The organism is Streptomyces sp. MNU76 (assembly GCF_020982545.1).
Lineage (GTDB): Bacteria > Actinomycetota > Actinomycetes > Streptomycetales > Streptomycetaceae > Streptomyces.
The window spans coordinates 510,104-536,088 of the sequence record NZ_JAJKLK010000024.1; the positions used below are offsets into that span (position 1 = coordinate 510,104).

Sequence of the window (25,985 nt, forward strand, 5' to 3'; positions counted from 1 at the left end):
ATCTCCGTTGATCCAGGAAGAGCCTCAGACGTGCACATTCCCGCGACCCTGGTGCGTGGCGGCACAAGCAAGTGCTGGCTGTTCAACCAGGTCGAAGTCCCTGCCGACCGTGGCGACCTCGAAAGGCTGCTGGTCTCCGCGTACGGCGCCACCGATCCCGTGGAACTGGACGGGGTGGGCGGGGCAACCCCCACCACCTCGAAAGCGGCCGTGGTCAGCGTTTCAGCACAGCCCGGCGTCGACATCGACTACCTGTTCGCTCAAGTCGGCATCGGAACGGGCTCGGTGGAGTGGACGAGCAACTGCGGCAACTGCGCCACCGGTGTCGCCCTGTACGCGGTGTCCAAGGGAATGGTTCCGGTCACCGGGGACCGGACGCGCGTGGTGATGCACAACACCAATACCGGCGCGGTCCTCGAAGGGATCGTCGACACCCCCGGAGGCGTGGTGCACCACTTCGGACGCCAGACGGTACCCGGCACCCGTGCCGGCGGGGTCGCGGTCGGCCTCACCTTCCGCGACCCGGCCGGTGGTGCCACCGGCTCGCTGCTCCCCACCGGCCGGGCCGCACAGGACCTGCGGGCCGGCGCCGGCGAACCGGTACGCGTGAGCATGGTGACCGCAGGAGCTCCGGTCGTCCTGGTCGACGCCGCCAGTGCCGGGCGTACCGGTGCCGAGTCACTGGAGCGGATGAGCGCGGACGTCCCCTGGCTGCGCACCGTCCGTCATACCGCCGCACCGCTGATGGGGCTGCTCCAGCCCGGTGAGGAACCGGGGGACGCGGTGCCCAAGGTGGGCCTGGTCGGCCCGCCGGTGCCCTACACCACCACCCTGGGTGAACCGGTCGCCGCCGAGGACTACGACGTGTCGGTGCGCATGCTCAGCATGAACGCCCCGCATCCCGCGATCGGCCTGACCTCCGCCGTCGCCGTCGCGGCGGCCGGGCTGCTGGAGGGGGCCGTGGTCTCCCGGACCACAGGCGGCCCGACCGACGAGTGGTTGCGCCTCGGCACGCCCGCCGGCGTCGTCGCGGTCCGCTGCACCGATGTGAGGGACGGCGTGCCGCACCGGGTCACCGTGCAGCGCGCGGCCCGTCTGCTCGCCGACGCCCGAATCTACGTACCGCAAGCAGGCAGCCCGCAAGCCGCCTGAGCCGCGACGAACGTCACCTCGGTCAGGCCGGCCCTCCAGCCGTCCACGCCGGGATACCCCCGCGCCCTCGGGGCGCGCCACCCCGTCCCCGCCGCACCAAGGACAAAGATGTCTGCTGAAGTGATCTCCATAGGCGCCCTGTTGGTGATGTTCGTGGTCGGCACCGTGCTGCCGATCAACCTGGGCATCCTCGCCTTCGTCGCCACCTTCGTGGTCGGCACCGCCTCGCTCGGCCTCACCGAGGACGAGATCTTCGAGGGGTTCCCGGCGAAGCTCTTCGTCACCATCGTCGGCGTCACCTACCTGTTCTCCGTCGCCCGCCGCAACGGCACCATCGACTGGCTCGTCGCGGCCGGGGTGCGGCTGGTACGTGGCAAGGTCGCGCTGATCCCCTGGGTGCTGTTCCTGGTGGCCGCCCTGCTGACGGCGTTCGGTACGTTCACCCCGGCCGCGGTGGCGATCCTCGCGCCGATCGGCATGAACTTCGCCTACCGCTACAAGCTCAACCCGCTGGTCGTCGGCATGATGGTGATCAGCGGCGGGCACGCGGGTGCGTTCTCCCCGCTGGCCGTCTCCGGTGCGCTGGTGCTCGGCCTGGTCGACAAGACCGATCTGCAGGTCTCCGCCGCGGCGCTGTTCAGCGCCAGCTTCGTGATCAACCTGCTGCTCTCGCTCCTCACCTACGTCCTGCTCGCCAAGCGTCCCGCGCCGCTGGCCGAGGGCGCCGCGGAGGCAGCCGACGACGAGGACCTCGCCGTCTCCGGCAGGCCCGACTGGCGGCAGTGGCTCACCCTCGCCTCTCTGGTGGCCCTCGTCGTCGGCGCGCTCGGCCTCCACCTGGAGATCGGCTTCCTCGCGCTGGCTGCCGGCGCCCTGCTGGCCCTGGTGGACATGAAGCGACAGGAGAAGGCCGTGGACGGCGTCAGCTGGTCCACCCTGCTCCTGGTCGCGGGCATGATGACGTACATCGCGATGCTGGAGAAGGCCGGCATCATAGAGGAGATCTCCGAACACGCCGCCGGCCTGGGCGCCCCGCTCGCCGTCGCCCTGCTGCTGTGCTTCACGGTGGCCATCACTTCCGCCTTCGCCTCCTCCACCGCGATCCTCACCGCGATCATCCCCATCGCCGTACCGCTGCTGCTCTCCAGTCATCTCAGCGCCGTCGGACTGATCGCCGCGCTCGCCGTCTCCACGACGATCGTCGACACCTCTCCCTTCTCGACCAACGGAGCACTCGTCCTCAGCAACGCCCGTGGTGTGGACGCGCGCCGCTTCTATCGCCAGGTCATCGGCTACACCGGCGGAATCGTCGCCCTCGGCCCCGTCGTCGCCTGGGGCGCCCTGGTCCTGCCCTGGTCATAGCGCCGAGACCGACGAAGGCTCCGGGGGAACGGGCGGCGCCTTCACCGACGACCGTCGTCGGTGAAGGCGCCGCCCGTTGCCGGGGTGTCAGAGGGCGATGATCCGCCACTGCTGCATGGGTGCGCGGGTGTAGGTGAGCTGGTTGACGTTGGCCCCGTCGGCGGTCGAGCCCGAGTCGACGTTGAGCGACAGCCCGCTGAACCGGTTGGTGACGTAGTGGTAGCCGTCGCCGGTGGGCGTGACCGCCCAGTGCTGCTGGGGAACGTTGCTGTCCGCGTAGAGAAAGACGTTGCCGCCGTCCACCCGCGAGAGTCCGGCCACCTCCATCAGCTTGCCGCTGTTCACGTTCTTGATCTCGTAGTAGCCGTCGCCGGTGGAGGCGAAGGTCCACTTCTGGGCGGTGTTGTTCAGCCACGGCCACTGCTGGATGTTGGTGCCGTTGGCGGTGCCGAAGTCGAACACGTCGACGACCTTGCCGCTCTTGCGGTTGACGATGCGGTAGATCGTGCCGTCCCCCGGGAGGACCCTCGACACCAGGGCCGGCTTGGCGGTCCGGCCGCCGATGTGGAGGCCACCGGTGTTGGCGTAGCCGCCGGTGGCAGCGTTGGCCTGGATCCGTACGAAGCCCACGTTCCGGGCGGGCCACTCGACCACCTTGGGGGCGCGTCCGTCGGCCCAGGTGCCGGTGGCGACCTGGGTGAAGCTCGTGCCGTCGGTGCTGGTGGAGGCGGTGTACGAGGTGATGTCGCCGTCGGTGGTGTCGGTGCGGCCCCACTGCTTGGGCAGGTACTCCGGAGTGGAGACGTTGCTCCACACCCCGCCCAGGTCGATCGTGATCGAGTGGGGCAGGGCCGGGGACAGGCCCCAAGTCGACCAGCAGGTCTCGTAGTTCCTGTCGCTCAGTCCGTCGATGGCGTGGAGCGGTCCCTCGCCGGTGCGGAAAGCGGTCGCGTAGGCGCTGACCGGTGTGACGGGGTGCTCGGCGCGCAGCATCTGCGTCGGCAGTGGCGGGCGGGAGGTGTCGGGGCTCCAGGCCGCCCCGACTTCGGCGAGTCGGTTGACGATGTTGCTGTCGAGTCTGCCGTTGCGGTTGGGCGGGCAATTGAGGATGAAGGAGGTGTACTTCGGCTCCAGGTCCGCCAGATGGGACAGGATCGCGTCCTTGCTCATCAGGCCCTCGGTCGGCGTGGACGGGTGCCAGAACCAGCCGTTGCTGATCGTCTGCCCCTGCGTGGCGGCATACGTGTTGCCGGCCGGCGCCGAGACGCCCAGTGGCTCCTCGAAGCAGATGGCGTCGCCGATCCACGGCACCAACAGGGCACCGTGGTCGATCATGACGATGTCCGGCTGGAGCGACTTCACATGCTCGTGGATCCGCTGGTAGGAGACGGCCTGCTGGCCCATCTGCCATGCGTGCGGGTCGGCGGCCGCCGCCTGGGACACCAGGCTCGAGAAGGCGGGCGCGACGGGCAGCACCGTGGCGGCGGCAGCGCCGGTGGCGGTCCCCAGGAAGGTGCGGCGGGACAGTCTTCCTGACGACATGGATGTACTCCCGGTCGGGGGGCGGCTCTCCGTGCGGACTCCAAAGCGCCGGATGTCACGCATGAAGGTCAGTCACATAGCTGCCCTGTGCCAACAGGTGAGCGGATGAAAGTGCTCATGCTCGGAGAGGAATAGGAGCCTTGGTTCCCTCAAGTACCTTTTCGTCTGCCGCAGACATTCCATGTTCCGCAGAAGTCGGAGAGCGACCAGAAGGACTCGTGCAGGGACGAAGCGAGCTCTTTCAACCACGGCGGGGCCGCAGGCAGTTGTGCCTGCGGCCCCGCCGCCTGAGTTGGGCGCTTGGGTCAGGACGGGTCGCCGTACTGGAGGCCGCGTCCGTTGGTGCCGATGTAGACGCGGCCGTAGGTGTCGGGGTCGCCGGTGATGACGCCGACGCCGCCGATGGCGCCCCACTGGTGGGCATCGTCGTTGACGCGGAGCCAGGTGGCGCCCTTGTCGGTGGAGCGGAAGACTCCGGTGACGTCCTTGACGGTTCCGATCAGGTACAGGGCCTGGTAGGAGGTGCCCGGCTTGGCCTTGCCGAAGCCGAGGGCGGAGGCGGACTTCACCGAGTTGAGCGTGGTGAAGGTGCGGCCGCCGTCGGTGGAGTGCAGCAGCCCCTTGTCACCGCCGGCGATCCACAGGTCACCGGCGATGCCGGGGACGGCCGTGAGCCGGCCGGAGGGCAGGCTGGTGGCGCGGGCGGTGAAGGTCGCGCCGCCGTCGGTGCTGGCGAAGAGCTTGCCGCCGGACAGGGAGTAGAAGGTCTTGGCTGTGGAGCGGTCGGCGACCACCACGGCGTCGGTGGGCAGGCCGTTGACCTTGGACCAGCTCGCTCCGTTGTCGGTCGAGCGGTAGGGGGCCTGGCCGGCCTCGGTCCACACGATGGTGGAGCCGTCCGCGGCGAGCGCGATGTGGCCGTCCTGGGCGCCGGCCACCGGCTCTGCCTTGAAGCCGGTCCAGCTGGTGCCGCCGTCGGTGGAGTAGGCGCCGTCCTGCTTGCCGCCACGGCCGACGCGGACCATCATCGAGGGCTTGGACTGGGCGAAGTCGATGTCGGTGCTGTTGGTCATCATCGGGTTGTTCAGCCGCCCGGAGGGCACCTTGGTCAGGTCGTCGTGCCGGAAGCCGCCCTGGTCGCCCATGGAGGTGATGACGGTGGCGCCGCCGGGAGGGGCGATCGCGTCCAGCAGCGCGGTCTCCTCCAGCCCTCGGGCGCCCATGCCCCAGTGGCTGGTACCGCCGCTGTCGGAGGCGTTGGCGTCGGTGCTGCGCAGGATGCCGTTGCCGGTGCCATAGAGCACGTGCCCGGAGTTGAAGGGATCGATGGCCAGGGCCGTCATCCAGTGTCCGGTGTGGGTGCCGACGTAAGGGGCGGCGGAGGCGTTGCGCTTCGACTTGTCGGCCAGTGCCTTCCAGGTGGTGCCGCCGTCGGTGGTGCGGTAGATCTCGTCCTCGGGCCACCAGCGGCCGAGGGTGGTGACCATCACCGTGGAGGGCTTGCGCGGGTCGACGGCCAGACCGGAGAACCCGTAGTTGCCCTGGGACGGGGAGATGTCCTTCCACACCCCGCGGTCCGGCGTGTACTTCCACACCGAGCCCGCCGTCACGCCGTTGGGGCCGAGGGCGTTGGTGTAGGTCAGGTACAGCGAGCCGTCACCAGAGAGCACGCCGTGCTGCGGCATCTGGCCGGTGGGCTGCCCGGCGACGGCCTGCCAGCTGCTGCCGCCGTCGGTGGAGCGGTACAGGGAGGTGGACTTGTCGCCGACACCGACGTAGACCGTCTTGCTGCCGGCCTTGCCGTACGTCACGAACGAGATACCGCCGCCGCTGCCCGCCCCGTCCTTGACCGGGAACGAGGAGACCTGACGCCAGGTCGCGCCGTGGTCGGTGCTGCGCCACAGGCCGTTCTTGCGGGTGCCCAGCAGCAGGGTGCTGTTGTCCGCGGGGTCGACCACGAGTCGTTCGCCCGCGCCGCGGCCGTCTTCGTTGGCACCCAGCTTGAACGGCAGATCGGTGCGCTGGAAGGTGCGGCCCCGGTCGGTGGAGCGCAGGATCGCGCCGTTGCCCGCCCAGCTGTTGGTGTAGGTGCCCGCGCCGAGGTAGAGCCGCTTGGGGTCGACGGGGTCGGTGGCCAGCGAGTCGATGCCCAGCAGGTTCCAGTCCTTCTCACCCAGCCAGTCGGTCAGCGGGATCCACTGCTCGGCCCCGGTGTCCCAGCGGTAGGCGCCACCCATGTCGGTGCGCGCGTACAACAGGCCCTTCTCCTTCTGGTTGAACACCAGACCGGTGACGTAACCGCCGCCCACCACCTGGGCGTTCTTCCACACATACGGCCCGGCCGCGGCCGTCGTCTGCTCCCCGGCGGCCCGGGAGGCCTGGGTCTCGGCCACCTTCACCAGCTTCCACTGCTGGTTGGTGTCGCCGTGGCCCGGATACTGGATGACCGCCGCGCCCTGGGCCGTGGAACCCCCGGAGACATCCAGGACCTGGCCGCTCCTGCGGGAGGTGAGGGTGACGGCGTCGGAACCGCTCACCTCGTCGACCTTCCACTCCTGGGAGGTGGCGGAGCTGTCGGTCTGTTGCTCGGCGGCGGCCGCCCGAGCCGTGGAGTTGCCTGCTATGCCCAGCACCTTGCCGCTGTTGCGGTTCACCAGCTCGAAGTAGCCGTCCCCGGCGGCCTTCAGTTTCCACTGCTGGTTGGCGGTGTTCTGGTCGGTCCACTGCTGGATACGGGTGCCGTCGGCGGTGGAGAAACCGTTGACGTCCAGGACCTTGCCACTGCGCACCGAGACCAGCCGGTAGTAGGCGCCTGAGTCGATCGTCGCGGCCTGTGAGTCCTCCTGCGCGAACAGGAGATACGGCACGACGAGAGCGGGCGCGCCGAGCAACAGACCGGTCGCGGTCCAGCGACGGCGATGACGCCCGCGGCGCCCGCCGTTCGTGGGGTTGTCCATGAGGGGAGGTTCTCCTTGCACGCTGTTCACCAGAGGAAGTCCGGATCCCGGCCAGCCGAACTGACCGAATCCGCTCCCTTGTTGCCGCAGGCCCCGCACAGGGTTGCCTCGAGCCGGAAACTTTTTTCAGGGCACCTCGTGGTGCGGCAGGCGCTGGTCAGCGTCTGGGCCGTCCGATGCCGCGCACCCCCGCGCGTGGGAGTCGTGGCGACGCGCGGCCCGGGGCGCGAATCATGTGAGAAGTATTGACGCCGTTCGTCCGTCCTCTCATTATCTCACCTTGATCGACATTCCGACCTGAGTTCGATATGTCGAACATGTGCCAGAGTCGCATCACATCGGCAGTCGCACAGCCTCCGTCCAAGGCCACCAGAACCGCTCACTCGAGGATGACGAGGTCCCCATGCGCAGACGTACCTCCCGCCGCAAACCTCTGTCCGTAGTACTCACCGCCACGGCCGCGGCCCTGGCCTTCTTGGGTGCGGTGCTCGTCGCCGGCCCGGCTCAGGCAGCCACCACCAGCGCCGTGCGCGGCGTTGCCTCAAACCGATGTCTCGATGTGTCGGGCGCCGGCCAGACCGACGGCACGAACGTGCAGATCTGGGACTGCCACGGCGGGACCAACCAGCAGTGGACGCTGACGGACAGCAACCAGTTGACCGTGTACGGCAACAAGTGCCTGGACGTCCCGGGTCACGCCACCACGGCTGGCACCCGCCCGGTGATCTGGTCCTGCAACGGCGGCACCAACCAGCAGTGGCGGGCGAACCCCGACGGCACGATCGTCGCCGTGGAATCCGGGCTGTGCCTGGACGTGTCAGGCAACGCCACGGCCAACGGCACGGCGGTGCAGCTCTGGAACTGCGCCGGCAGCAACAACCAGAAGTGGACCGGCCTGGCCGGCGCGTCCAACTCGTGCGCTCTTCCCTCGACGTACCGGTGGAGCTCGACCGGCCCACTGGCGCAGCCGGCCAACGGGTGGCTCGCGCTGAAGGACTTCACCACCACGACGTACAACGGCAAGCACCTTGTCTACGCGACGTACTCCGACGGCAACTGGCGCTCGATGGGGTTCAGCCCCTTCACGAACTGGTCGGACATGGCGTCGGCCGGACAGACCAGCATGAGCCAGGGTGCGGTGGCTCCCAAACTGTTCTACTTCGCGCCCAAGAACATCTGGGTGCTGACCTCGAACGGGTGGGGCACCCAGTGGCCCTTCGTCTACCGCACCTCCAGCGACCCCACCAACCCCAACGGCTGGTCCGCGGCGCAACCGCTGTTCACCGGCAGCCTCCCCGACGGCAGTGCGATCGACCCGACCATGATCGCCGACGGCCAGAACATGCACATGTTCTTCGCCGGTGACAACGGCAAGATCTACAAGTCGACCATGCCGATCGGGAACTTCCCGGCCAGCTTCGGCTCGTCGTACACGACGGTCATGAGCGACACGGTGAAGAACCTGTTCGAGGCACCCGAGGTCTACAAGGTCCAGGGCCAGAACCAGTACCTCATGATCGTCGAGGCTCGGGGGGCGACCGAGCAGCGCTTCTTCCGCTCGTTCACGGCCTCCAGCCTGAACGGTCCGTGGACCCCGCAGGCCGCCACCGAGTCCAACCCCTTCGCCGGCAAGGCCAACAGCGGAGCCACCTGGACCAACGACATCAGCCACGGCGACCTGGTCCGCAACAACCCCGACCAGACCATGACCATCGACCCCTGCAACCTGCAGTTCCTGTACCAGGGCCTGTCCCCCAACACACCGCCGGGCACCCCCTACGTGGAACTGCCGTACCGGCCGGGCCTGCTCACCCTGCAGCGCTGAACCGCCCGATCCGCGGTGATCACGGTGTGGCGAGCTCCGCCGACGTGTAGGCGAGCCGTTCACCGCGTGGGCCAGTCATCGGCTTCCTGAGGGAGCCTGGTCCACCTCAGCCCGACGAAGAGGACGAACGCGCCCCCGTCGAAGAGACGGGGGCGCGTTCGCGCTCAGCGCCTACGGGAGCGCTGTACCGCCCGAGTTGTCACGGCCGCCGTGGCGGCGGCAGTCAGGCGGCCACCTGGTCCCGAACCGGTCCGGACGGACGAAGTCCAGGCCTTCGATGGTCTGTTGGGCGAGCGCCGTGTGCGGCGATGTGGCCATAGCCGGTGGCCATTATCGAGCCCTTTCCGGAGAATCCGGGCAGTCGGCTGAAGACGGGGAAGTTCTCCGGCGAGAACAGGCTGGGAGGAAGAACAGCGGGCTCCATGGAGCACTGGTCGATCTGTCACTGGGGTGGCCTTCGGCGAAGATGCCCGCGGATTACTCGGGAGGAGTACACGCGATACGCATGGCCCCACGGGAGCGTCCGAGCGCGTGATCGTCGGGCTCGGAAACGGTCGCGCGTGCGTTTCCAGGTGCCGTCAACGGCCCATCTCATCAGCCGTCTTGGGCGGTCTGGAACGGTCCGGCTCTGCGGGCAGCGGCGTCCGTCCCTTGACCGCTCACTCCAGCCCACCGAGGCGAAGGGCATCCTTCATCCCGCTGAGCTTCGCGGCTGCCGTCTCGGTCCACTCCTGCGGCTGTCCAGCAACACGGAGGGCGTCCTCGATCTCGCAGAGCTTCACGGAGGACAGCACGCCTGCCCGCTCGATCAGGTCGTCCCGGGAGACGGTGGTCAGCCACGTGCACGGGGTGAAGCCTGGACGCGGGAGCGCGAACCGCAGCACGCCTTCGAAGGGCAGTCCTTCTGCGGCGCCCACGGCCACTTCCACGCCCAGACCGCTGATGTCGACGCCGGCCGGAGCGACGACCTGCATCGCCCGGTACCCGGACGCCTCGTCACCCGGCAGCAGCACGACCGGCCGACGCTCATCAAACTCGGCCCACCAGACTTCGCCGTGTCGCATATGTCCTCCTGGCGTGATCTGTGGTGAGGGCGCTGTGGAAACGGGTGCGGCCACCGTTGATCATCGGTGTGTGAAGACTGGAGATCATGCGGTGGTCGAAGGTCACAGCGTAGACCGGGCCGGCCGGCCGGAGTCATTCGAGGGCCTGATCCAGCGGATCGTGGGCCGCTTCGCGCGGAGCATCTGACGGACGAGCAGGCCATGCTCGTGGTGGACACGACCGGCGACCTGATAACGGGGCGTACGCTCTCAAGGATGCGGATAGGCGAGTTGTCCAAGCGCACGGGCGTGAGTCCGCGCTCCCTGCGGTACTACGAGGAGCAGGGCCTGCTGACCAGTTCACGCTCCGACGCGGGACAGCGTCACTATTCCGATGCCACCGTCCAGCGCGTGTCGCTCATCCGACAGCTGTTCGGTGCGGGTATGTCCAGCCGGGTGATCGCGACCGTGCTGCCGTGTGTGGACGTCCCGGGCGACCTGGGCGTCGCCGAAGAGACGTTCACGGCGATGATGCGCGAGCGCGACCGGATCGACGCCGACATCGCGCACCTGATCGAGACCCGGGATGCACTCGACGTGCTGATCAGGGCCAACGGTCGACACCGGGCGGAGCTGTCCACGGGCCCGGAGCCGATGGCGCGGACGGCCTGATGCTGTGATCTGCGTCTCGGCCGGTTGCCCCTTACGCCAATGTCAGAGGTGAGGATGGCGACAACGCCCGGAAGCACCGGGTCGGTCGTACGAGAGGCGGCGGAAGATGGGGCAGGCGTGGGGTTTCGGCAGGTATGGCGGGCCCGAGGTGCAGGAGTTCTTCGATCGTCCAGACCCCGTCCCCGGCCGCGACGAGGTGCTGATCCGGGTCGAGGTCGCCGGCGTGAATCCCCTCGACCATTTTCTGCGCTCAGGTCTGGTCGACGGGCTCGACGGCGGGCGTCCGTTTCCCCGCGTGCTGGGCATGGAGGCAGCCGGAACCGTTCTCGCCCGAGGCGGGGACGTCGACGGGCTCGAGGTGGGTGACGCGGTCTTCGGCTTCGCGCTCACCGGTGGCGGCACCTACGCCGAGACGACGGTGCTGTCCGCGCCGAACACCGCACGCATCCCGGAGGGCCTGTCCGCGACCGTGGCGGCAACGCTGCCAGTGGCCGGGACGACCGCGGTGGACGTGCTCGACCAGCTCGGCCTCCCGGCCGGTGCCACGGTCCTGGTCAACGGGGTCGGGGGCGGGGTCGGCCTCGCCGTCGCTGGGCTGGCTGTCGGGCGCGAGCTGCATGTGATCGGCACCGGGAGTGCCGCCAAACGCGAGCACGCCGAGGCCGTCGGGGTGCGGTTCATCGACTACACCGCCGAGGACGTCACCGCCGCGGCACGCGAGCTGGGACCGGACGGCGTCGACGGGATCGTCGACCTGGTCGGAGGGGCCTCGCTGCGGACGGTCGCTCCGCTGGCCCGGGATCCCCGCAACGTCATCGCTGTGGGTGACATGTCTGTGCTCGGTCTCGGTGGGCGTTTCGTCGAGCGTCGCGTCGACCGCGAGAACCTGGAGCGGTCGGCCCGGCTGGCCCTCGACGGAGTCCTCGCCCCCGTCATCACGGCCGTCCATCCGCTGTCCGACGCCCCGGCCGCCCTCGCCGCCGTCGAGAACGGTCACGCCTCGGGCAAGGTCGCCATCAAGGTGGCATGAGAAGTGCCCGGCTGCCTGACGCCGTCGACGGTCCGTTGCGGACCGACGAGAACCCGTGGGTCAGCGCGTCATCGACTGAGCACGTTCACCGGTACGGGGTTGAGCATGTTCGGACGTACCCCGCACCCGGGCCGGTGGCTTGATCGGTCTGCGAGCCTTGATCGCTGCCGAGTGTGCTGATTGGCTGGCCGACATGACTGAGCTGGGACCCGTCGCCTGGCCCCCTGCGCCGATCAGGACCGAGAGGCTCGTACTCCGTGAGCCCGAGGCCCGGGACCGTGCGGCGTTCATCGAGCTGCACGCCTCGCCGGAGGTGCACATCTACCTCGGCGGCCCGCGCCCGCGTGACGAGCTGGAGCGCGAGATGCCCGAGGTGCCCGGGCGGCGGCCGGGGAGTTTCGTTGTTGATCTTGATGGGGCGATGATCGGCCAGGTCCTGCTCAGGAGAGCACCGGAGCACAGTCGCCCGGCTGCTGCGGGGAAGGTCGATCTGGGCTACCTGTTCCTGCCGCGTGTGTGGGGATTCGGATACGCCGCCGAGGCGTGCTCTGCGGCACTCGACTGGTTCGACGGCGTCCTTCCCGGCGAGCCGCTGGTGCTCCACACCCAGACTGCCAACGTCGGCTCGATGGGCCTCGCGGCGAAGCTGGGGTTCACCGAGGTGGAGCGGTTCCATGCCTGGGATGCCGAGCAGTGGCTGGGCATGCGGCCCGCTGTCATGTCCTCTGATTGAGCTCGTGCTCGACAGTTTCCGTGGTCTCGCCCTGACCGCGCAGTGTCAGGGCGAGACCGAGCGCTGCAACCTGGCAGGAAATGATGAGTTCATCAGGACTGTGATCGCCATCGTCCCGGCGGTTAGACTCTGCGCATGTCTACGTCAGCCCTTCCCGGCAACCGGTTCGAGCGGCGTCGCGCGGAGACCCGCAGGGCTCTTGTGCGAGCGGCCCGGCAGATACTCGCCGAGAGCGGTGACACCAGCGCGAGCATCCAGGCCATCGCCGAGCGCGCGGACGTGGGCTTCGGCTCCTTCTACAACCACTTCGACTCCAAGGCGGAGTTGTTCGAGACGGCGGTGGTGGACGCCCTGGAGGAGTTCGGCCAGGCCTTCGACGAGCGCCTGGCGGGGATCGACGACCCGGCGGAGCTGGTCGCAGCGGGCTTCCGGCTCAGCGCCCGGATGGCCGACTCGCACCCGGAGCTGATGCAGGTCCTGCGCCACCGCGGCCTCCGGTACATCCACTCGGACAACGGGCTGGCCCGACGCGCCTTGCGTGATCTGCAGGTCGGCATCGCCTCCGGCCGCTTCACCACTCCCGACCCGGTGGTCGCCCTGTCAGCGCTGGGCGGAACCCTGCTGTCCCTGGTGGAGCTGCGGTTCACCCGCCCAGAGGTGGACGGCGACGAGGCCGCGGTGCATCTCGCCGAGATGGTCATGCGCATGTTGGGCCTGTCGGCGGACGAGGCCCACGAGGTCGCCCGGCGCCCCTTGCCCGACCTCGACTGACCTCATCCGGACGACGAGTCCGGGCGGAACGTGACCGAGCTGCCCGTGAAGCGGGGGGGCAGCTCACCCTGCTCCGCACGTACATCCGTGAAGCCGGCGCGGTTGCCGTTCGCCGCCGAGACCGCCGCGCTCACGGTCACATCACCGACGAGCGGCAGACTCGCGGTCGCGTCGATCCGGCCGGACTCGTCACCCTGCGACACCTGCACGCCGAGCGCGCTCGACACTCCGCGTAGGACAGGCGGGCGGTCGCCCGAACGCTCCGGGCGTGTGCCTCGCCGGCGCTCCCCGAGGTCCTCAGCCCGTCCATCCCGACCGCCAGCCTCGTCACCGGCAGGGGCCGCGTCCGGGTCGGGGCACTCACATACCTGCGCGGACTGGTAGCGGTACGCGGGGTCCTGCGTCAGGGCCCGCAGGACCATCGCGTCGACCCGCGGGCCGACCTCGGGATGGTGGAGACTCGGCGGTTGCGCTTCCTCCCCCATCGCCTGCTCCGGGGAGAGGTACCGCGCGGTGCCGACTACCAACTGCGCCCCGTAGAAGAGGTGTTCGCCCGTGTCGTAGACGGCGGCGATGGCCGGGGGATTGAGCGAGGCGGTGGACTGGGCCTCCCGCCGGAACCGCTCGTGTGGGGGGCGAACTCACGCCCCGGCGGCGGCCACTTCGTCGACGACGATCCGCGCACGCTTCTCCGGCACACCGGCCGCGATGAGCGTGGTGACGGCCACCCGAGTGCCGTCGTCCTCCAGAGCCCCGGTGTTGACCTCTTCCAGCAGGGCGACCGTCATCGCCTCCAGACCGGCGCTCAGCACCGGCGCCGGCAGATGGGAGTGGAAGACACCGTCCCGCTGCCCCCGCTCCACGATGGCCGTGACCCTGACCCGGGCGGGCTCCAGGATCCCGGCGACCCGGTCCATGCCGAGGTCCCGTCGGGCCAGCGCCAGGAGCATCCGATAGCGATCGCCCACGGGCCACAGCGACAACGTGAAGTGTGCGAGCGCCCGGTCGGCCGGTTCCGTCGCCCCCGCCCCGACCGCAACGGCAGCCTGAAGCGCCTCCGCAGCCTCCTCGGCCAGCGCCTCCAGCAGCGCCGACCGCCCGGGGAAGTGCCCGAACAGCGTGCGCCTCACGACACCGGAGGCGCGCGCCAGGTCCTCCAGGGTGATGTCGGGATTCCGCCCCAGCTCCTGACGCGCGGTGGCCAGGATGCGCGCCCGGTTGGACCGTGCATTGCGTCGCTGGGGCACACGGCCGACAGGCTGGGACACGGCGGAACCTCGAAGAAACCGGGACGGAGAACGGACTTCTCCATTCTGGCACGCGGATCCCGACGGATCCGCGGCCGCATCCTGGAGCCCAGCGGGCGGTGTGCCTCCAGGGCGTGCCAGGGGCTGAAGGGAGAGCACGTACGTCGTCGGCGTAGCGGCGACGGGCGTCGCTGTAGGCGTCCTGGGCGGGCAGGCGCAGCACGGCCACGGTCCGGTGCGGTGACAGTTCCGCAGCAGCCCTGATCATCTCGTTCCGCACATGATCGCCCGGACAGGACCTGGTTGTTGCGGGTCAGGACGTTGTCGACCGTGGGAGCGCTGCTCGGGGCCGGTGGCGGTCAGGCCCGTGTGCTGCGGGCTGTTGCGCTGCTTGCGGCGCGCTCTGCGGCTTCGGCGGGGCCGCGGCGATGACCTTGTCGAGTGCGGCGTGGGACGTCTGCAGATCGGTGATGGCCTTGGTGATCCGCTCGCGTTCCTTGGTCAGGTCGGCGAGGAGGTCGGAGCAGGTCGGCACCTGGCATTCGCCGTCGTCACGCAGGCAGGGCAGGACGGTCGCGATGGTGGCGGTGTTTCAGGCCGGCGGCGAGCAGGCTGCGGATGCGGCGCACGGTGTCCACGTCCCCCTCGTTGTATTCGCGGTAGCCGCTGGGGCGCCGCTCGGGCTGCTCCTCGTCACCTTCTGCACCTACTGAGGCACATCACTCGCTTCACCGAGGGATCCGGAACGAAGGACGCCGTCGCCTCATCGACGGAGCTGCGCCTCGCGGGGCCGCCCGTAGGGAGACGGGTTCGGCCCCGCGAGGGTGGGTCATACGCGGTCGGCGGCGATCAGGACGTACTGGAAGGAGCCGTCCCGGTAGGACTCGATGAACGCCTCCTCGATCCCCGTGACCAGGGAGGACGTGGCCCGTAGCTCCCAGTAGGGCAGCGTCTGCGGGGTGAGGTCGATGATCGTGTGCGGTACCAGCCGGTTGTCGGCCATGGCGCGCAGGTACTCACGGCGGGAGTGGATGTTGCACTCGAAGTGGGCGTTGATCTGCGAGACCCACCTCGACGGCTGGCCGTAACGGGGGTTCCAGCAGCCGGTGATGGTGACGTACCGCCCGCCCGGCCTCAGGATGCGGGAGTGCTCGGCGAACAGGTCGTGGAGGTCGACGTACATGGTCGACTCGTTGTTCCACGAGGCCGCGATGCTGCCCTTCTCGAACGGCGTGTCCAGCATGTTGCACACGCGGGAGCGGACGTGGTCCTCGATACGCAGTTCCCGCGCGCGCCTGTTGCCGAATTCGGCCTGGGTGGCCGACAGCGTGACGCCCTCGACCTTGCTGCCGAAGCGACGGTGGGCCATGACCATGGACCCGCCGCGCCCGCAGCCGGCGTCGACGAGGGTGTCTTCGGGGCCGACGGCGCCGAGGTGGTCCATGAGGAACTCCGCCTGGGCCGACTCCAGTCGGTGCAGCTCCGCGATGAGCTTCTTCTCGTACTCGCTGTCCGCCGGGTCCCCGAGCGCGGCATGGTCGACGGCGCCGATGCCGTAGTGGTGGTGGTAAAGGCCGTCCACGTCACCGAGTCGGAGGTTGACGGGGCGTGCCTCGTTGTTCCAGTAACGGGCGATGTCCTCCTGGTACGGGGTCGCCGGGGCCGGGATCTTCGCGGTGGCCGTGGCCGTGGCGGTGCCGGAGGAAGGGGTGGAGGTCGTTTCAGTGGTCATAGACATATCCGTTCTTCTCATTACCAGAAATCGGGCAGGCTGTAGCGGTAGGTATTGGTGCGGTGCCAGTCGTGGTTTCCGTCGACCCAGGCGGCCACGCCTTTGAGGAAACGCAGCACGGTCGGCACGGGGCAGGCCTGCGCGAGGTCCGCCGCGGCGGCCTCGAAGGCGTGCTGGAGTTCGTTGTGGACCTCGACGGCCTTCAGATAGGCGTCTCGCTCGGAGAGCCGCTCGCGTTCCGCCAGCACCACCGGCAGGTTCAGGTGATGGCCCGGGCTGTCGAGTTCCTTGGTGTACGAGTAGAGGTCGTTGACGATGGTGGTCGCGTTGCCGGCCAGGGCGATGACCCGTTGCACGTCCGGCCGGGCGTGCAGGTCCGCGGGCAGTTCGTAGCCGCCGACGGAGTCGGTGATCGTCGGGCAGGGGCGGAAGTTGTTGAACTGGCGCATCGCCAGGTACTCCCACACCTCCGGAACGTGACCGGTCTGCGCCCAGGCGGCCTCGGCGAGGTAGCCCATGTGCAGCCGGGCCATGTCGTGCCGGTAGCGGTCGGCCTGGGAGGGCGTGGCAGCGCGGACGAAGTAGTCCATCGCGCTGTCGTACGCCCGGCGTGGGGCGTCCGAGGCGAGGGATTCCTGCCACGCCGGCGCGTACTCCGCGGTGGTGTGGAAGTGGTCGAGCGCGGTGTGCGCGAGGAGGAGGCGCCCGCCGAGACCGACGGGCGACCCGCCGTGGTCCTCGCAGTAGCAGTCGTCCACCGCGTTCTCCGCGACCATCAGCCGCGTGGCGAGCATCAGGTGGTCGACGGTGGGGGCGTCCGGGTGGCAGCCGACCATGTAACGGCCGACGGAGAAACCGTCGAACTGCCCCTCCCACTCCTCGGGATAGAGCTGGACCTCGTCCTCGGCCCAGCGCTTGATCCGGCGGCTCACCTCCTCGACGCGTGCGGGATCGGGCTCCGGGACGGGGTGGTGGTAGAGGCCGGGGACCGCTCGCCCCTCGGCGGACGGAGCGGGTGCCGGGGGCTGCGGATGCGGTAGTGGCGGGCCGTACCGTCCGGCCACGGCGAGCGAGGCCGTGCCCGGCCCGGTCGGCCCCCGTAGGACCGCCCGGAGGGCGGAGCCGGGGTCGGCCACCGTCGTGTGGGGCACCGTCGTGTCGGCCGCCGTCTTGGCGGGCACCTCCGGTACGGCGCCGGCGGGCGCCGGAGCCGGGGAGGGCGGAGACACTGGCGTCGGCGGTGGCGGGGAGGGAAGCGTGACCGGCGGATGCAGTGATGCCAGAAAGCCGGAGGGTGGGCGCGACCGGAGGGTCCGTGACCACTGGGCGGGGGCGTCCGGCACAGCTGTGGGTACCGCTGCTCAGGGGTGATGATCCGAGGGCCCGGAGTCGGGCATCGGCGGCCCTGCTGCGGTGGGGTGGGTGTCCGACTTACGGGCGTATGGGCGCGAGGGCATGCGGGTGATGGGCGTATGGGCGTGCGGGCGTATGGGGGCGTACGGCGGCCGGACGCGGCGGGGCGGGCGTGGAACCGCGGACGGGGTGGACCGGCGTGGAACCGGACTCAGCGTGGCCCGGCCGCGATCTGCACGTTCTCCAGCACGCCGAGGGCGTCGGGCAGCAGCACCGCGGCGGAGAAGTAGGTGCTGACGAGGTAGGAGATGATCGCCTGTTCGTTGATGCCCATGAACCGCACGGAGAGGCCCTCTTCGTACTCGTCCGGGAACCCGGTCTGCCGCAGGCCGATGACGCCCTGGTTCTTCTCACCCGTGCGCATCGCGATGATGGAGCTCGTCTGCTCCCTGCTGATCGGGATCTTGCCGCAGGGCAGGATGGGCACTCCGCGCCAGGCGGGCACGGACTGCCCGCCGAGGTCGACGTGGTCGGGGTGCAGACCGCAGGCGTTCAGGCCGCGCCCGATGGCGGCGATCGTCCTGGGGTGGGCGAGAAACAGTTTGGTGCCGCGCCGTCGGCAGAGCAGGTTGTCCATGTCGTCCGGCGTCGGCGGGCCGGAGCGGGGCTGGACGCGCTGCCTGAAGTCGGCGTTGTGGAGCAGCCCGAACTCACGGTTGTTGATCAGCTCGTGTTCCTGACGTTCCCTCAGGGCCTCGACGGTGAGCCTGAGTTGCTCCTCGCTCTGGTTCATCGGACGGTTGTAGAGGTCGCCGACCCGGGTGTGGATGCGCAAAATCGTCTGTGCGACGGAGAGTTCGTACTCGCGCGGCTCCAGTTCGTAGTCGACGAAGGTGCCCGGCAGGTCCGCCTCGCCGACGTGACCGGCCGACATCGCGATCTCGGCCTCACCGTGCTTGTTCTGCCGCCGTCGCGCGCGGGAGCCGAACCTGTCGACGTGGGCCCGGAGGTGGGGCGCGGAGTCCTGGACGGCGGCGAAGTCGGCGCGGGAGAGGGTGAGGAGGATGCCCGCGGTCTCGGCGGTGAACGTGCTGTCGTGGCGGACATCGGAGTCCGTCAGCGCCTTCTCGCCGAAGTGGTCGCCGTCTGCGAGCACCTCGACGGCGACCTCTTCGCCGTACTTGCCCTCGGAGGTCCGGCTGATCCGGCCGTGGGCGATCAGCTGGATCCGGTCCGCGGGGCTGCCGCGCTCGGCGAGGACTTCGCCCGCCGCGAAGTCGCGCTGTGCGCAGCGGTCGGCGAGTGCGGTGAGGACGTCCGTGTCGTCGAATCCGCGCAGAAGGGCCAGCTCGCCGAGTTTCCTGGGGATCACCCGGATCGCGGCGCCCTCCTGGACGAACTCGACGCGCCCGTCGCCGAGGGTGTGGCGCAGCCGTCGGTTGACCCGGTAGGTGCCGCCTCCGGCCTCCACCCAGGGCAGCATCCGCAGCAACCAGCGGGAGGTGATCTCCTGCATCTGCGGAGCGGACTTGGTGGTGGTGGCGAGATTGCGGGCGGCGGCGGTGCTCAGGGACTGCCGCGGCGCGTCGGGCGGGGTCCGAGATTCCGGGACGCTGTCGACGGACATCGGGGGCTTTCTCCTTGCGCGACGGGTCGTCCGGCGCACACGGGTGCGCCGACCGGGAGACAGGGAGGGGTGGGCAACGAACGGGACGGATCACGGCGAATCCGTTCACCTGCGAAAAACCTAGCTCCCGGATCGGCCGCAGCCACCGGACGGACGAGATGCTTACCTCGAAGCAGTGACAATCAGTGCGAGGGTGTTTATCGCTCCGTGATGTGTCCTCGCCGCGACGGAGGGCCGGTGGCCCGGGCCGAGCCCAGGAAAGGTGCGCGTGATCTGCGACATATGATCCGATCACGCGTTATGGGTAGCTTGAGGTGCTTGCCCCGTCCGTGGCGGCGTGCCGTCGGGCCCGCCGCCCTCCGATCCCCGGTCCGGGAGACCCATGCGCCCCATGCGCCCTCGAATAGCCTCCGTACCGCCCCTCGCCCTGGCGGGCGGTGCGCTGACCGTCGGTGTCGGCGGGCTGTATCTGGTCGGCCTGCTCGTCATGGGGGGTGAGATCGAGGCGGGTACGACCGTGAGCGGCGTGGACATCGGGGGACTCAGCCGCACGGAAGCCATCCGCAAGCTGGACGCCCGTCTCACGGCGGCCGTCTCGCGGCAGCTGCCCGTGAAGGTCGGCGACCGGGGCGCGACCCTCGACCCCCGGCAGGCCGGGCTCGCCTTCGACGTCGAGCGGACCGTCGACCGGGCGGCGCGCACCGCCGACGACCCGCTCGGCCTGATCGGCGGCCTCTTCCGTTCGGGCGGCGACATCGAACCGGTCGTACGCCTGGACGAGAGCAAGGCCCGCGCCGCTCTCGGGAAGCTGGCGGGGACCCTCGACCAGCGGGCCCGCGACGGGGCCGTGACCTTCGAGGACGGCCGGGTCGAGCAGGTCGCTCCGCACCGGGGCTACGCACTGGACGTGGACGACGCGGTCGGCACCCTGCGGACCTCGTTCCTGCGCGGCGCGGCGGAGCCGGTCGGCGCGGCGGCCCCGCCCACGGCACTGCCCGCACGTGTGACCGAGCCGAAGGTGGAGGCGGCGGAGGTGCGGCGGGCGGTGCGCGAGTTCGCGCGGCCGGCCATGTCGGCGCCCGTCACCCTCACCGCGGGCGGCAGCCGGTTCACGGTCGCCCCCGCCGTCGTGGGCGAGTACCTGACGATGCGGCCGGACGACTCCGGCAAGCTGGTCCCGAAGCTCGACGGCGAGGGTCTGCGCTCCGCCCCGCCCGTGGCGGGCCCCCTGGCCGGCGTCACCGCCACGGCGGAGAACGCCGTACTGGGGCTGGACGGTGACCGGGTCGTGGTGGCGAAGGACGCCCGGCCCGGCGCAGAGGTCACCGACCAGGCACTGAGCGGCGCGGTGCTGCCGCTGCTCACCGAGACGGGGGCGGCCCGTACCGGGGAAGTGGCCGTACGGCGGATCCAGCCGGAGGTGACCCGGGAGAACGCGGCGCGGCTGGGCCTGACGGAGAAGATGTCGTCCTTCACCGTGAACTTCGAGAAGGCCCCGTACCGCACGAAGAACATCGGCCGGGCCGCCGAACTCATCAACGGCTCCCTCGTCAGGCCCGACGAGACCTGGAGCTTCAACCGCACCGTGGGGCAGCGCACCGAGGCCAACGGCTTCGTCGAGGGCGTCATGATCCTCGACGACCAGTTCAGGAAGGCAGCCGGCGGCGGTGTCTCCGCCGTGGCCACGACCATGTTCAACGCGATGTTCTTCGCGGGGGTCGAGCCGGTGGAGTACGGCGCCCACTCCTTCTACATCGAGCGCTACCCGGAGGGCCGCGAGGCGACGGTCGCCTGGGGAAGCCTCGACCTCAGGTTCACCAACGACTCCGGCAAGGCCCTCTACATCCAGGCCGAGTCCACCGACACCTCGGTGACCGTCACGTTCCTCGGCACCCGGAAGTACGACGAGATCAAGTCGGTGAAGGGTCCCCGGACCGACGTGAAGCCGCCGGCCAAGAAGGTCAGCACCGACGAGAAGTGCGTGCCGCAGACGCCGCTCGAAGGGTTCGACGTCACCGTCGAGCGGGTCTTCTACGACGCCGGCAAAGAGGTGATGCGGGAGCCCTTCCGCACCCACTACACCCCGCGCGACGAGATCACCTGCGAAGTCCCTGAGAAGAAGGAAGCCCAGAAGAAGGAAACCCAGGAGAGGAAACCGGAGGACGACCGGCCCGACAACCGATAGGCGAGGGCCGCCCTGACGACGGCAGGGGCGTCCGCGGCGGCCTGAAAGCGGATGGGTCGGCGGCCGGCCTGAGAACGGGGACCGGCGGCCGCCCTCCCCGCGACGGAACAGGCGCTGCCCGGCGCCACCCCGGCGGAGGGTCCGTGGCCGTCGACATGGCCGGCCTGCGGCCGTGGTCGCGGCGGACGGCGGTTCACGGTCCCCGGCTGCCGTGGGGACGGTTCCGGCGTGTCCGTGCGGGCGTGCGGTCTCCCGTTCTGGGAGGTATGACTGACAGGGAGCCCGGCGGACGGGGTGAGCGCACCCTGTGCTGCCGCCGGAAGGAGCCCCGGTATGCCTGAGGAAGAGACCCGGAGCGGGAGCGGTGGGCAGGATCTCGTCACCGCCGCGCCGGGTGGGCTGCTGGATGTGCTGCGGGTGGCGGCCCTCGTCCTGGGCAGTGACGGCCGGATCGTGCTGTGGAGCCCCGAAGCCGAGTCCCTGCTCGGCTTCAGCGCCGAGGAGGCGCTGGGACAGGACGCGGGCGCCCTGCTGGTGGACCCCGAGCACCGTTCCCTGGCACACGACCTGTTCGACCGCGTGCGCACCGGCGCGCGCTGGGCCGGCGTCTTCCCGGTGCGGCACAAGGACGGCTCCACCCGGCGGGTGGAGTTCCGCACCATGCAACTGCGTGACGCCCGGGGAGACATCCACGCCCTCGGTCTGGGCACCGACGCCGACACCGTGCGCGACGTGGAGCGGGAACTGGCCCTCTCCCACATTCTGGTCAGCCAGTCGCCCGTCGGCATCGCGGTCTTCGACACCGATCTGCGGTGGGTGCGGGTCAACCCGTCACTGGAACGCATCAACGGCGTCCCCGAGAAGGCCGTGCTGGGCCGCCGCGTCGGCGAGGTGCTGCCCGCCCTCGACGTGGAGGCCATCGAGTCACGGATGCGGCGGGTCCTGCGCACCGGCGAGCCGCTGCTGGACCAGCAGACGGTGGGCCGGACGGCCGCCGACGGCGAGGAGCACGCCTACTCGGAGTCGTACCACCGCATCCAGGACGCCAACGGACGGGTCCTCGGCCTGGCGATGGCGATCATCGACATCTCCGAGCGGCAGCGGGCGACGACCGAGGTGGCGAAGGCCCGCGAACGCCTGGCGGTGATCGCCGACGCCGGCGTCCGCATCGGCACCACGCTCGACCTGCGCCGGACGGCACAGGAACTCACCGAGGTGGCCGTTCCACAACTCGCCGACCTGGCGACCGTCGACGTACTGGACTCCGTGGTCAACCCAGGCGGCCCGGCCGCGCCGCCCACGGACGGTTCCCTCGACTTCCGGGCGCTCGCCCTCAGGGCGAACCGCCCCACCGACGCGGCCGAGGCCCCGGACCCGGTCGGGGAGCCCGCTCACTACGGCCCTTCCCGGCTGGTCACCCAGTGCGTGCGCGAGGCGCGGCCGATCCTGCTGGAGCGCGTGGACGACGCGGCGATCCGGCGCATCGCCCGGGACGAGGACGCGGCGCAGGCGTTGCGGCGAGCCGGTGTCCACTCCTGTCTGGTGGCCCCGCTGATGGCGCGCGGCGAGGTCCTGGGCACGCTCAGCCTGTACCGCACCGCCGAGCCCCGGCCCTTCGACGACCAGGACCTCACCCTCGCCACCGAGCTGGCCACGCGCGCCGCCATCGGCATCGACAACGCGCGCCTGTACGGACGCGAACGCGACATCGCGCTCACCCTCCAGCGCAGCCTGCTGTCCCAGGAGCCGCCGCAGCACGGCGGCATCGAGGTCGCCTCCCGCTATGTGCCCGCCGTCAGTGAGGTGGGCGGGGACTGGTTCGACGTGCTGCCGCTCAAGGACGGCAAGGTGGGCCTCGTCGTCGGCGACGTGATGGGCAAGGGTGTGCACGCGGCGGCGATCATGGGCCAGCTCCGTACGGCCACCCGCGCTCTCGCCCGGCTCGACCTGCCGCCGGCCGAGCTGCTGCACCACCTCGACGGCCTCGCCACCTCCCTCGGCGACCCCGACACCCTGGCCACCTGCCTCTACGTCGTCTGCGACCCCCGGCAGGGGCGGTGTGAACTCTCCCGCGCCGGCCACCTGCCGCCGGTCCTGGTCGACCCGGAAGGGAGAGCCGAGCTCCTCGACGTCGCCGGCGGGGTGCCGCTCGGAGTCGGCGGTGTGCCGTTCACCGTCGAGGAGCGGGAGCTCGCCGAGGGGGCGTTGCTCGTCCTGTTCACGGACGGTCTGGTGGAGAGCCGCGTGACGCCCGTCGGGGCAGGGCTGCAGCGTCTGCTCGGACTGCTGGACGACGCCGGACTCCCCCTGGAGCAGACCTGCGACATGCTCCTCGGCGCCCTGGACCGCGAGCGCAACGACGACGTGGCACTGCTCCTCGCCCGCCGCGGGGGCCCGTGCCCTCCGGTCACGTGAGGAGCCCGGCCCCACGGGGCGCATCCGACGAACCCCCGGGCACAGGCGCGCAGGTCACCGCCCAGTAGAGTGCGCCTCTGTCGTCCCCGAGAGCCGCCCACGAACCGTCGAGGTACCCCGCAGTGACCCCCGCACGACCAGGACCGCCGTACGCCGTCACCGTCGTCGGGCTCGGCGCCGACGGCTGGCGAGGCATCCCCGACGCCTCCCGGGCCGCCCTGCGCGACGCCGAGGTCCTGATCGGGGGTCCACGCCAGCTCGACCTGCTGCCCCCGGAGTGCGCGGGCGAGCGGATCGCCTGGCCCTCGCCCCTGCGTCCCGCCGTCCCCGCCCTGCTCGCCGCACACACCGGCCGCCGCATCGCCGTCCTGGCCAGCGGGGACCCCATGTTCTACGGCATCGGCCGCGCCCTCGCCGAGGAGGCCGGTGACCGACTGCGCGTCCTTCCGCACCCCTCCTCCGTCTCGTACGCGGCGGCCCGCCTCGGCTGGCCCCTGGAGGACGTCGAGGTCGTCACGCTCGTCGGACGGCCCACGGCCCGGCTCGCCGCCGCCCTGCACGACGGACGCCGGCTGCTGGTGCTGAGCGCGGACGCCGGGACGCCCGCCGAGGTCGCCGCCCTGCTGCGGGACCGCGGCTTCGGCCCCAGCCGGATACGCGTCCTGGAGCAGCTCGGCGGAGAGAAGGAACGGACGGGCGAGGTGAGCACCGCCGACGACTGGGCGGTACGCGCGCACCCACCCGGCGACCCCCTCAACCTCGTCGCCGTCGAATGCCGTCAGAGCCCCGACGGCCTCCGGCTCGGCGCCGTCCCCGGGCTGCCGGACGAGGCGTACGAGCACGACGGACAGCTCACCAAACGGTATGTGCGCGCCGCCACACTGGCCGCGCTCGCCCCGGCCCCCGGTGAACTGCTCTGGGACGTCGGCGGCGGATCCGGCTCGATAGCGATCGAGTGGATGCGCACCCACCCCTCCTGCCGGGCCGTCACCGTCGAACGCGACCCCGTACGGGCCGCACGCATCACCCGCAACGCCGACCGGCTCGGCGTGCCCGCGCTGCGGGTCGTCACCGGTGCCGCGCCCGCCTCGCTGGCCGAACTGCCGCCGCCGGACGCAGTGTTCATCGGCGGCGGCCTGACCGCGCCCGGCCTCCTCGACGCCTGCTGGGCCGCGCTGCCCACCGGGGGACGGCTGGTCGCCAACACCGTGACCCTGGAGTCCGAGGCGTTGCTCGCCGAGGCCCACCGCCGCCACGGCGGGGAGTTGGTACGGCTCGCGGTGGCGCAGGCCGTGCCCGTCGGCGGTTTCACCGGGTGGCGGCAGGCCATGCCGGTGACCCAGTGGGCGGCACGCAAACCCTTCGCCCCCCTCGATCCCCGCGACACCGTCCACACCGCTTCGGAGGCAGACAGATGACCGTGTACTTCATCGGCGCCGGCCCTGGGGCCGCCGACCTGATCACGGTCCGCGGCGCGCGCCGGCTGGCCGCCTGCCAGGTCTGTCTGTACGCCGGCAGCCTCGTCCCCCGTGAACTGCTGGCCGAATGCCCGCCGGACGCGCGGCTCGTGGACACCGCCCGGCTCGACCTCGACCAGATCACCGCCGAACTGGTCAGTGCGCACGAGGAGGGCCACGACGTGGCGCGGCTGCACTCCGGGGACCCCTCCGTGTTCAGCGCGGTCGCCGAGCAGATGCGGCGGCTGGACGCGGCCGGTGTGCCGTACGAGGTGGTGCCGGGGGTCCCCGCGTTCGCCGCGGCGGCGGCCTCCCTGAAGCGCGAGCTGACCGTGCCGACGGTCGGTCAGACCGTCATCCTCACGCGGATCGCGCAGCGTGCCACGGCCATGCCGGACGGCGAGGACCTCGCCACGCTCGGGCGCAGCGGGGCGCTGATCGTGCTGCACCTGGCCGCACGGTACGTGGACCGTGTCGTCGAGGAGCTGTTGCCGCACTACGGCGCGGACTGTCCCGCGGCGGTCGTCGCGTATGCCTCGCGGCCTGAAGAGGTGATCATCCGGGGCACGTTGGACGAGATCGCCGGGCGGGTGAAGGAGGCGGGTGTGCTGCGCACGGCTGTGATCATGGTCGGGCGGACGCTGGGGGCTTCGCAGTTCCGGGACAGCCACCTGTACTCGCCGGGGCGGGATCGGCATGAGTGCTGAGGGTGTGGGGCGGGAGGGGCGCGTTGTCGGCTGCGGCTCCGGTGGGCTCCTCGCGCAGTTCCCCGCGCCCCTGAAAGCCGGGGCTGCGCCCCAGCCTTTTCAGGCCCGCAGGGCCTGATCTTTCAGGGGCGCGGGGAACTGCGCGGGAAGCCCCACCGGGCCCGCAGCCGACAAC

General features: G+C 70.5%; 19 protein-coding genes and 1 pseudogene. 11 read left to right on the forward strand and 9 right to left on the reverse strand.

Annotated features, from left to right (window positions below):
- Positions 1-30: 30 nt before the first annotated feature.
- Positions 31-1,152: a PrpF domain-containing protein gene (locus tag E4N62_RS40545; protein ID WP_230222797.1), complete on the forward strand. Its 1,122-nt coding sequence runs from the start codon at positions 31-33 to the stop codon at positions 1,150-1,152.
- 108 nt (positions 1,153-1,260) lie between these two features.
- Positions 1,261-2,514 (forward strand): SLC13 family permease, encoded by a 1,254-nt coding sequence (locus E4N62_RS40550; protein WP_230222799.1) that lies wholly within the window; start codon positions 1,261-1,263, stop codon positions 2,512-2,514.
- A gap of 87 nt (positions 2,515-2,601) precedes the next feature.
- Here the strand turns inward: E4N62_RS40550 and E4N62_RS40555 are convergent, their stop codons facing one another.
- Positions 2,602-4,056, reverse strand: a complete 1,455-nt coding sequence (locus E4N62_RS40555) for an RICIN domain-containing protein (protein ID WP_230222801.1) — start codon at positions 4,054-4,056, stop codon at positions 2,602-2,604.
- A gap of 305 nt (positions 4,057-4,361) precedes the next feature.
- Entirely contained in the window at positions 4,362-7,013 is a 2,652-nt protein-coding gene (locus tag E4N62_RS40560) for an RICIN domain-containing protein (protein ID WP_230222803.1), read from the reverse strand.
- 403 nt (positions 7,014-7,416) lie between these two features.
- Here E4N62_RS40560 and E4N62_RS40565 point away from each other — a divergent pair, with 403 nt between their 5' ends.
- Positions 7,417-8,838 carry a non-reducing end alpha-L-arabinofuranosidase family hydrolase gene (locus E4N62_RS40565; RefSeq protein ID WP_230222805.1) on the forward strand — a complete coding sequence of 474 codons (1,422 nt, stop codon included), beginning with the start codon at positions 7,417-7,419 and terminating at the stop codon, positions 8,836-8,838.
- 659 nt (positions 8,839-9,497) lie between these two features.
- Here the strand turns inward: E4N62_RS40565 and E4N62_RS40570 are convergent.
- Positions 9,498-9,902, reverse strand: coding sequence for a type II toxin-antitoxin system PemK/MazF family toxin (locus E4N62_RS40570; protein WP_230222807.1), 405 nt, complete (start codon positions 9,900-9,902; stop codon positions 9,498-9,500).
- Positions 9,903-10,157: 255 nt separating this feature from the next.
- Here E4N62_RS40570 and E4N62_RS40575 point away from each other — a divergent pair, with 255 nt between their 5' ends.
- The 4 genes from E4N62_RS40575 to E4N62_RS40590 all read left to right on the forward strand — a co-directional run bounded on the left by E4N62_RS40575 (position 10,158) and on the right by E4N62_RS40590 (position 13,087).
- Positions 10,158-10,553 (forward strand): MerR family transcriptional regulator, encoded by a 396-nt coding sequence (locus E4N62_RS40575; protein ID WP_230222809.1) that lies wholly within the window; start codon positions 10,158-10,160, stop codon positions 10,551-10,553.
- Positions 10,554-10,659: 106 nt separating this feature from the next.
- On the forward strand, positions 10,660-11,583 hold the full coding sequence (locus E4N62_RS40580; protein WP_230222811.1) for an NADP-dependent oxidoreductase: 924 nt from the start codon (positions 10,660-10,662) through the stop codon (positions 11,581-11,583).
- 193 nt (positions 11,584-11,776) lie between these two features.
- A complete protein-coding gene (locus E4N62_RS40585; RefSeq protein WP_230222813.1) occupies positions 11,777-12,316 on the forward strand; it encodes a GNAT family N-acetyltransferase in 540 nt (179 codons plus the stop codon).
- 135 nt (positions 12,317-12,451) lie between these two features.
- Positions 12,452-13,087 carry a TetR/AcrR family transcriptional regulator gene (locus tag E4N62_RS40590; RefSeq protein WP_230222815.1) on the forward strand — a complete coding sequence of 212 codons (636 nt, stop codon included), beginning with the start codon at positions 12,452-12,454 and terminating at the stop codon, positions 13,085-13,087.
- A gap of 2 nt (positions 13,088-13,089) precedes the next feature.
- On the opposite strand, the gene E4N62_RS40595 is transcribed toward E4N62_RS40590, so the two are convergent.
- The 6 genes and pseudogenes from E4N62_RS40595 to E4N62_RS40625 all read right to left on the reverse strand — a co-directional run bounded on the left by E4N62_RS40595 (position 13,090) and on the right by E4N62_RS40625 (position 19,046).
- Positions 13,090-13,314 (reverse strand): hypothetical protein, encoded by a 225-nt coding sequence (locus tag E4N62_RS40595; RefSeq protein ID WP_230222818.1) that lies wholly within the window; start codon positions 13,312-13,314, stop codon positions 13,090-13,092.
- Between the two features lie 414 nt (positions 13,315-13,728).
- Positions 13,729-14,355 carry a TetR family transcriptional regulator gene (locus E4N62_RS40605; protein WP_230222820.1) on the reverse strand — a complete coding sequence of 209 codons (627 nt, stop codon included), beginning with the start codon at positions 14,353-14,355 and terminating at the stop codon, positions 13,729-13,731.
- Positions 14,356-14,647: 292 nt separating this feature from the next.
- Positions 14,648-15,017 (reverse strand): annotated as a pseudogene (locus E4N62_RS40610) (MerR family transcriptional regulator); the annotation flags it as partial.
- Between the two features lie 146 nt (positions 15,018-15,163).
- Complete coding sequence (locus E4N62_RS40615) at positions 15,164-16,066, reverse strand: geranyl diphosphate 2-C-methyltransferase (protein ID WP_230222822.1); 903 nt, start codon at positions 16,064-16,066, stop codon at positions 15,164-15,166.
- A 20-nt stretch (positions 16,067-16,086) separates the two neighbouring features.
- Positions 16,087-17,409: a family 2 encapsulin nanocompartment cargo protein terpene cyclase gene (locus E4N62_RS40620; RefSeq protein WP_230222824.1), complete on the reverse strand. Its 1,323-nt coding sequence runs from the start codon at positions 17,407-17,409 to the stop codon at positions 16,087-16,089.
- Positions 17,410-17,630: 221 nt separating this feature from the next.
- Positions 17,631-19,046, reverse strand: coding sequence for a family 2B encapsulin nanocompartment shell protein (locus E4N62_RS40625; protein ID WP_230222826.1), 1,416 nt, complete (start codon positions 19,044-19,046; stop codon positions 17,631-17,633).
- A gap of 391 nt (positions 19,047-19,437) precedes the next feature.
- On the opposite strand from E4N62_RS40625, the gene E4N62_RS40630 reads away from it, so the two are divergent.
- The 4 genes from E4N62_RS40630 to cobM all read left to right on the forward strand — a co-directional run bounded on the left by E4N62_RS40630 (position 19,438) and on the right by cobM (position 25,810).
- The gene (locus E4N62_RS40630; RefSeq protein WP_230222829.1) at positions 19,438-21,231 is read left to right on the forward strand and encodes a VanW family protein; all 1,794 of its coding nucleotides are present in this window, start codon (positions 19,438-19,440) and stop codon (positions 21,229-21,231) included.
- Positions 21,232-21,564: 333 nt separating this feature from the next.
- Positions 21,565-23,646 carry a SpoIIE family protein phosphatase gene (locus E4N62_RS40635; protein ID WP_230222831.1) on the forward strand — a complete coding sequence of 694 codons (2,082 nt, stop codon included), beginning with the start codon at positions 21,565-21,567 and terminating at the stop codon, positions 23,644-23,646.
- A 122-nt stretch (positions 23,647-23,768) separates the two neighbouring features.
- Positions 23,769-25,064 carry a precorrin-6y C5,15-methyltransferase (decarboxylating) subunit CbiE gene (gene cbiE / locus E4N62_RS40640; protein ID WP_230222833.1) on the forward strand — a complete coding sequence of 432 codons (1,296 nt, stop codon included), beginning with the start codon at positions 23,769-23,771 and terminating at the stop codon, positions 25,062-25,064.
- Positions 25,061-25,810 carry a precorrin-4 C(11)-methyltransferase gene (gene cobM, locus E4N62_RS40645; RefSeq protein WP_230222835.1) on the forward strand — a complete coding sequence of 250 codons (750 nt, stop codon included), beginning with the start codon at positions 25,061-25,063 and terminating at the stop codon, positions 25,808-25,810. Before cbiE ends, cobM begins: the two co-directional genes overlap by 4 nt.
- Positions 25,811-25,985: the final 175 nt, after the last annotated feature.